Origin of the sequence: Streptomyces sp. NPDC006476, from assembly GCF_040612015.1 — a bacterium.
Classification (GTDB): Bacteria; Actinomycetota; Actinomycetes; order Streptomycetales; family Streptomycetaceae; genus Streptomyces; species Streptomyces griseorubiginosus_B.
In genome coordinates this window covers 1-5,589 of record NZ_JBEXPK010000181.1, presented here as the reverse complement: position 1 = coordinate 5,589, position 5,589 = coordinate 1, and the positions used below count along the sequence as shown (strand labels likewise).

3 protein-coding genes and 1 pseudogene are annotated in these 5,589 nt (G+C 68.8%); all 4 read right to left on the bottom strand.

What is annotated here, in order from left to right; all coding sequences use genetic code 11:
- Positions 1-278 precede the first annotated feature (278 nt).
- Positions 279-1,268: a hypothetical protein gene (locus tag ABZZ74_RS52260; protein WP_356951170.1), complete on the bottom strand. Its 990-nt coding sequence runs from the start codon at positions 1,266-1,268 to the stop codon at positions 279-281.
- A 932-nt stretch (positions 1,269-2,200) separates the two neighbouring features.
- A complete protein-coding gene (locus tag ABZZ74_RS52255; RefSeq protein WP_356951169.1) occupies positions 2,201-3,562 on the bottom strand; it encodes a glutamine synthetase family protein in 1,362 nt (453 codons plus the stop codon).
- A complete protein-coding gene (locus ABZZ74_RS52250) occupies positions 3,562-5,079 on the bottom strand; it encodes an amino acid permease (RefSeq protein ID WP_356951168.1) in 1,518 nt (505 codons plus the stop codon). The genes ABZZ74_RS52255 and ABZZ74_RS52250 overlap by 1 nt, the downstream gene beginning before the upstream one ends.
- 98 nt (positions 5,080-5,177) lie before the next feature.
- Positions 5,178-5,589, bottom strand: a pseudogene (locus tag ABZZ74_RS52245) (hypothetical protein); the annotation flags it as partial.

The window sequence follows — 5,589 nt, the reverse complement described above, 5'->3', positions numbered from 1 at the left end:
CCTGACCTCAGATCAAGATCAGGTTCAGGCGAAGATCACCGAGTGGGTCACTTTTGATCCGCCGTCAGAGGGTCAGGATTCGAGCGACGCCGAGAAGATGGCTCTCTCCGCGCGGTAGACGGTCGTCGACGTGCCAGATGTAACTGATATGCCTTGCAAACCCTCGGATACCTTCCAGGAACATGAAGATTCTCTCCAGAACCAGAGGTGCCAGAGGGGAAGAAGCTCCTGTAGTTAACCGGGACGCAGTGGCAGTACGGCTAATCCGGGTCCGTCGGTCATCGCAGCGCCTCCTGCCGGACTGCGACGACTTCGCGCAGCTCGTTTGGCGGCAGCACGGTCCACAGCAGCCGCAGGTCGTGGCGGGCGGCGGCGGCCAGCGGCCTGCTCTGCGTACTGGCCCCGCCCAGGAACTCCCGCAGCCCGATGTCCCCGCCCCGCGCCATGGAGTACGGCGGCACCGAGTGCCGGGACAGCACCAGCGCACCCGGACCGGTGCCCTCCGCCGTGCCGGATGCGAACAGGCGTCGTACGTCGTGGAAGTGGCGCTCTTCCAGGCTGCCGATGTCGATCACTCTGGCGTTCTCCGGCACCGGAGCGCCCTGCCCCAGGACGAGCGGGACGGCGGCACGGTCGTGCACCAGGACGTGGGCGGCCGCGTACAACAGGGTCTGCTCGTCGGCGGTGGCGCCGCCCTTGCCGCCGAGCCGCTCGACGACCTCCGCCCGCCGGGCCGGGGTCAGACGGTGCACCAGGTCGCCCAGTGCACCGAGGACATCGGCCGACGGCAGCGTGGCGTACACCCCGTAATTCCCCGGAGCCAGCGCCGACAGGAACAGGTCGAGGCAGCGGGCGAGCAGGTCCGTCTCCGCGGCCACGATGGGCCCGGACAGACCGTTGACCCGGCAGCCGAGGTCAGCGGCGAGCACGATCTGGAGATGGGGGGCGCGATGGCCGGCCTCGGTCAGCCGTGCCGCCATCCGGACGGCCGGGAGGACATAGCTGAGCGCCCTAAGCGGCACCTCGGTACTGGCGCCGTACACGACCCGCAGGACCAGGGGGGCGTGAACGGCCTCGCCGACGGTCCGCAGCAGCGGCTCCACGCCGTGGCGTGGCAGGCCCCGGACGTAGCCCGTGCGTCTGGCCTCGGCCCCGATGATCGCGTTCAGCAGACGCGGACGCGCTCGGTTGATCTCGCCGGTCTCCTGTGCGTCGGTGCCTGGCGGAAGGGCGGCGAGAGCGCTGCGGACGTCCCCGTCGGTCAGCACGTGGGGCTCCTTGCCGGGTCCCAGGACAGGCACCCCCCGCATGATCGCAGTGAGCAGGTTCGCCTGCTTTTTTCCCAGGGACTGCTGTCCGGCGGGCACAGATATCTCACCTGACATCTCGTTCATGAAGGCCGATCGGGTGGAAGGGGTGGGGCGCCTGGTGCAGCACCCGCGGGCGCTGCACCGTGGCGATGTGCTGGTCTGTGGGTCGGTTCTACGGCTGGTAGGTGATGGCGCCTGCTTGGGCGCGGCGGAAAACGACGAGGGGTCATCGGTCACGTGCTGGTTGCTACCTGGGGGCGAATTCCGTGGGGATGGCAGTCGCACTGTGCCGCCTTCAATGAAGGCCATCTGGTCCGTAGCGAGGGCTTGGATCCCTGCCAGGGCCCTGAGTCGGGCCTGGGGCCCAACCCGCTCGATGAAGTGCAGTGTCGGCATGATGCGCACATCGGCTCGGGCGTCGGGGTAGGTCAGAATCGACGACCGCCCGCGTCGTCGGTCGTGAATCCAGGAGGTGTGTGGTGATGGTCCGTCGGCGCTTCTGGATCCAGTCCACGGCTCCTGGGCGGAGCGGTTGAAGGTCATCTGCTGCAGGACCGGGCACGTTGTGCGCCCGCCTCTTCGACGGACTGTCCGGGGCGCACGTCACCGGCGGGCAGCATGAGCATTTCCGTGGAGGTCGACGACGGCGAGGCAGTGGGTGCCGACCGGGACAAGGAGTGCGACGCCGACGATCGGTGGCCGCCAGCTTTCGTAGGCCGCGGCTGACCGCGCGGGTATCGCCACGCTACCGGTCGGCATCAGTCCGGCTCGCCTTGAACTGATGCCACGATCTCGGCGATGTGGCTGGGCCGGGTTTCCCGGCCGCCGTCAGCCGGGGAACGGGGGAGGCCCTGCCGCGGAGGGGGGAGTTGTACCCGGCGGCAGGGGGCTTATCGGATTCCGCGTTGTCGTTCGATGTCGGTGACGTGTCTGCGGTGCCAGGTGAGTTCGGCTTGGGCGGCGTGGGTGTAGTGGCGGATGACGTCTTGGCCGAGCAGGAGGTGGGCGATGGTGCTGTGCTCGAAGTAGGTGAGGGCTTCGGCGAGGTCGGGATACAGGGGGATGGAGCCCTGGTCCTGGTAGGCGTCGTGGTCGCAGGCTGGCCGCGGCGTCAGCTCTTCCTCGATGCCGTGGGCGATGGCGGCGGTGTAGGCGGCGAGGGCGAGGTAGGCGTTGGCGTCGGCGCCGGCGAGGCGTACTTCGAGGTGGGTGCCGGCGCCGTGGCCGCAGGCGCGGATAGCGCAGCCGCGGTGGTCGTAGCCCCAGTTGTAGCGGGTGGGGGCGAAGGAGTGGGGCTGGTAGCGCTTGTAGGAGTTGATGGTGGGCGCGTACAGGGGCGCCAGGTGCGGGAGGGCGGAGATCAGCCCGGCCACGGCGTGTGCCATCACCGGCGGCAGGTCCTCTGTCCGGCGGTGGGCGAAGACGGGTTTGTGGTGCTCGTCCCACAGGGACAGGTGCAGGTGCAGGCCGCTTGCGACGCCCGTTTGGGGGGCGGCCATGAACACGGCTGTCATGCCGTACCGGCTGGCGATGTGAGCGACGATGTGCCGGAAGACGGTGTAGTGGTCGCAGGCGGCGAGGGCGTCACCGTAGGGGAAGGTCACCTCGCACTGGCCGGCTGCCCCCTCGGTTTTGAAGGCCTCGTAGCCGATGCCGGCATCGGTCAGCGCTTGGGTCAGGTGGTGGAGGAAGGCGCTGAGTTCGGGTGGGTGGTTGAGGGCGTAGTCCAGGTTCGCTGTCCAGGCCGGGGCGCGGCCGCCTGGCCCGTTGGTGTAGAGGACGAACTCGGCCTCGATACCGGCCTTTACCTCGGATCCCAGGTGGCGCAGGCGGTCGAGTTGCGTCGTCAGCAGGCGGCGGGGTGCGGCCTCGACGGGGGAGGTGTCGTCGTGGACGGGTGTGCCGAAGACGAGGGCGGTACCGGGCCGGTGCGGCAGCATATGGACCTGGTCCAGGTCGGGGATGACGAGGGAGTCCCCGAACCTCTGGTCCCAGCCGGTGAAGTCGAAAGTGTCCAGCAGGGTCATGTCGACGTCGGTGGCCAGGATGTAGGAGCACATCTCCGCCCCGCCGGTCATCCGCTCGAGGAAGACGGAGGCGTTGAAGAGTTTGCCCATCAGCCGGCCCTGCAGGTCGGGTACGGCCAGCATGATGTCGGTGACGGCTCGGTCCTTGAGCAGGCGCCGCAGGGAGTTGCGGTTCACTGGTCCGGTGGGCCACGGCGTCGGGGTGGGGTCGGTGGTCGTGTTCATCAGAAACCTTCGCTGAGCATGGCTTCGCCGGGCTGGGCGGCGTATGAGGCGGTGATGTGGTAGTCCCGCTTGCCGCGGGTGATCCAGGTGGCCCAGGCCAGCAGCAGCGCGGCCAGCAGGGTCACTCCGGCGTAGTTGAAGGAGTCGGCGATGATGGGGGTGGCCTGCGGCAGGCAGAACACCACCGTGATGGCCGCGACGTAGGCGATGGCGAGGTAGCCGATGGGGCGCCGCCAGGACCCGAGGTTCCAGGGGCCGGGCTGGTAGGCGTCGCCTTTGCGCAGGGCAAGGTAGACGGGGATGCCGTAGGCCGGCGTCATCCCGACGGCGTTGATCGCGGTGATCGCGCCGTAGGCGGCGGGCGACCACAGCGCGGGCAGGGCCAGAACGAACGGCACGACGATGACGAACCACACCGCCCGCGTGGGCGTCTTCGTGCGGGCGTTCACGCGTCGCCAGGACTGCCAGCCGGGCAAGGCCCGGCTGCGGGAGAAGGCGTAGACCATGCGGCTGGCCGCGGCGACCTCGGCGTTGCCGCAGAACAGCATCGCGACAATGACGACCAGGAGCAGTGCCTTGGCCCCGCTCGCGCCGAGAACGTCGAGGAAGATCTGCGCGGGCGGCACACCCGTCGCGGAGTTCTGCGTAGCGGCGTAGTCCTGCATGGCGAACAGCAGGCCGGCCAGGAGCACGAACCCGGCCGCCCAGGACACCCAGATGGAGCGCACGATGCCGCGGGGGGCGGACGTCTGCGCGTCGGTGGTTTCCTCGGCGACGTGCGCGGAGGCGTCGTAGCCGCAGAACGTGTAGCCCGCCAGGAGCGAGCCGACGAGCGCGACGTAGACGGGGCTGGAGAAGCCGGTGTCGTTGTGGAAGTGGGTGAACACGAAGCTCGGCGACTGATGCTGGGCGGGGGCGATGGTCAAAGCGCCGACGATGACGGCCACGCCGACCAGCTGCCACCACACGGATATCGAGTTCAGCACGGTCACCAGGCGCACACCAGCCGAGTTGAGCAAACCGTGCAGGAGCAGGATGCACCCAAAGATGGTCATGGTGGTTCCGTCGGTGGGAGTGATATCCCACTGCATCTGCGCGAACGCCCCGGCGAAGGCGGCTGCCCCGTAGTCGATGCCGGCGATCGCGCCGAGCAGACCGAGCAGGTTCAGCCAGCCGGTCACCCACCCCCAGCGACGCCCGCCGAGCTTGTCGGCCATGAAGTACGGGCCGCCCGAGGTCGGATAGGCGGAGACGACATCGGCCAGGGACATGCCCACCAGCAGCGTCAGCAGGCCGATGACGACCCAGCTGCCGAGCATGACCACCGGGCCGCCGTGGCCCAGGCCGAACCCGAACAGGCTCATGCCGCCGGCCAGGATGCAGATCACGCTGAAGGAAATCGCGAAGTTCCCGAAGGCGCCCATCTTGCGGCTCAGTTCGGGCTTGATGCCGAGTTGGGCGAGGAAAGCATCGTCGGAGCTGGTTGGTTCAACCGTGCTGGCTCTTCTGTGAGACACCAGAGATCACTTTCGGAAGGTAAGGGGAGCGCGAGGACAGTTCAGGGCGGTGTTCCTGTTGGTCCGGCGGGGCGCGGCTGCGTATCGGGGCACCCCGGCTAGCGCAGGACGGACGCGCGGATGCGGAGGAACTCGTCCCTCCAGTCGCTGGAGCGGCCGAGGCTGGCGTTGATGTCCTGCCACGGCTGCGGCGTGACGTAGGGGCCCATCGCCCGGAACACGTACGCCGCGCGTTCGTTCTCCCCGCAGGCCACCAGGGCGTGCGCGAGGTGGCTGAGGTCCGACAGCGGCTGCCACGGGTATTCGACGGGCGGAATGGTGGCGAACCAGTCGTCATACGCCTTGCACGCGTAGTGCCGGACCTGGGCGGTCTGCCAGAACTGCAATGCGCCGCCCCGGCCGTCGCCGTGCCGTGTGTGCGAAAGGTGTGGGGTTCGTGGGGTGGGGTGGTGGCGGGGTGGTGTGGGCTGGGGGTTTGCGGGGTTCGCCCGGTCGGTGGGTTTGGCGGGG

Bases quoted from the DNA above. Each gene is read 5' to 3' on its own strand.
- ABZZ74_RS52255 (WP_356951169.1), bottom strand. From the start codon at position 3,562: ATGAACACGACCACCGACCCCACCCCGACGCCGTGGCCCACCGGACCA.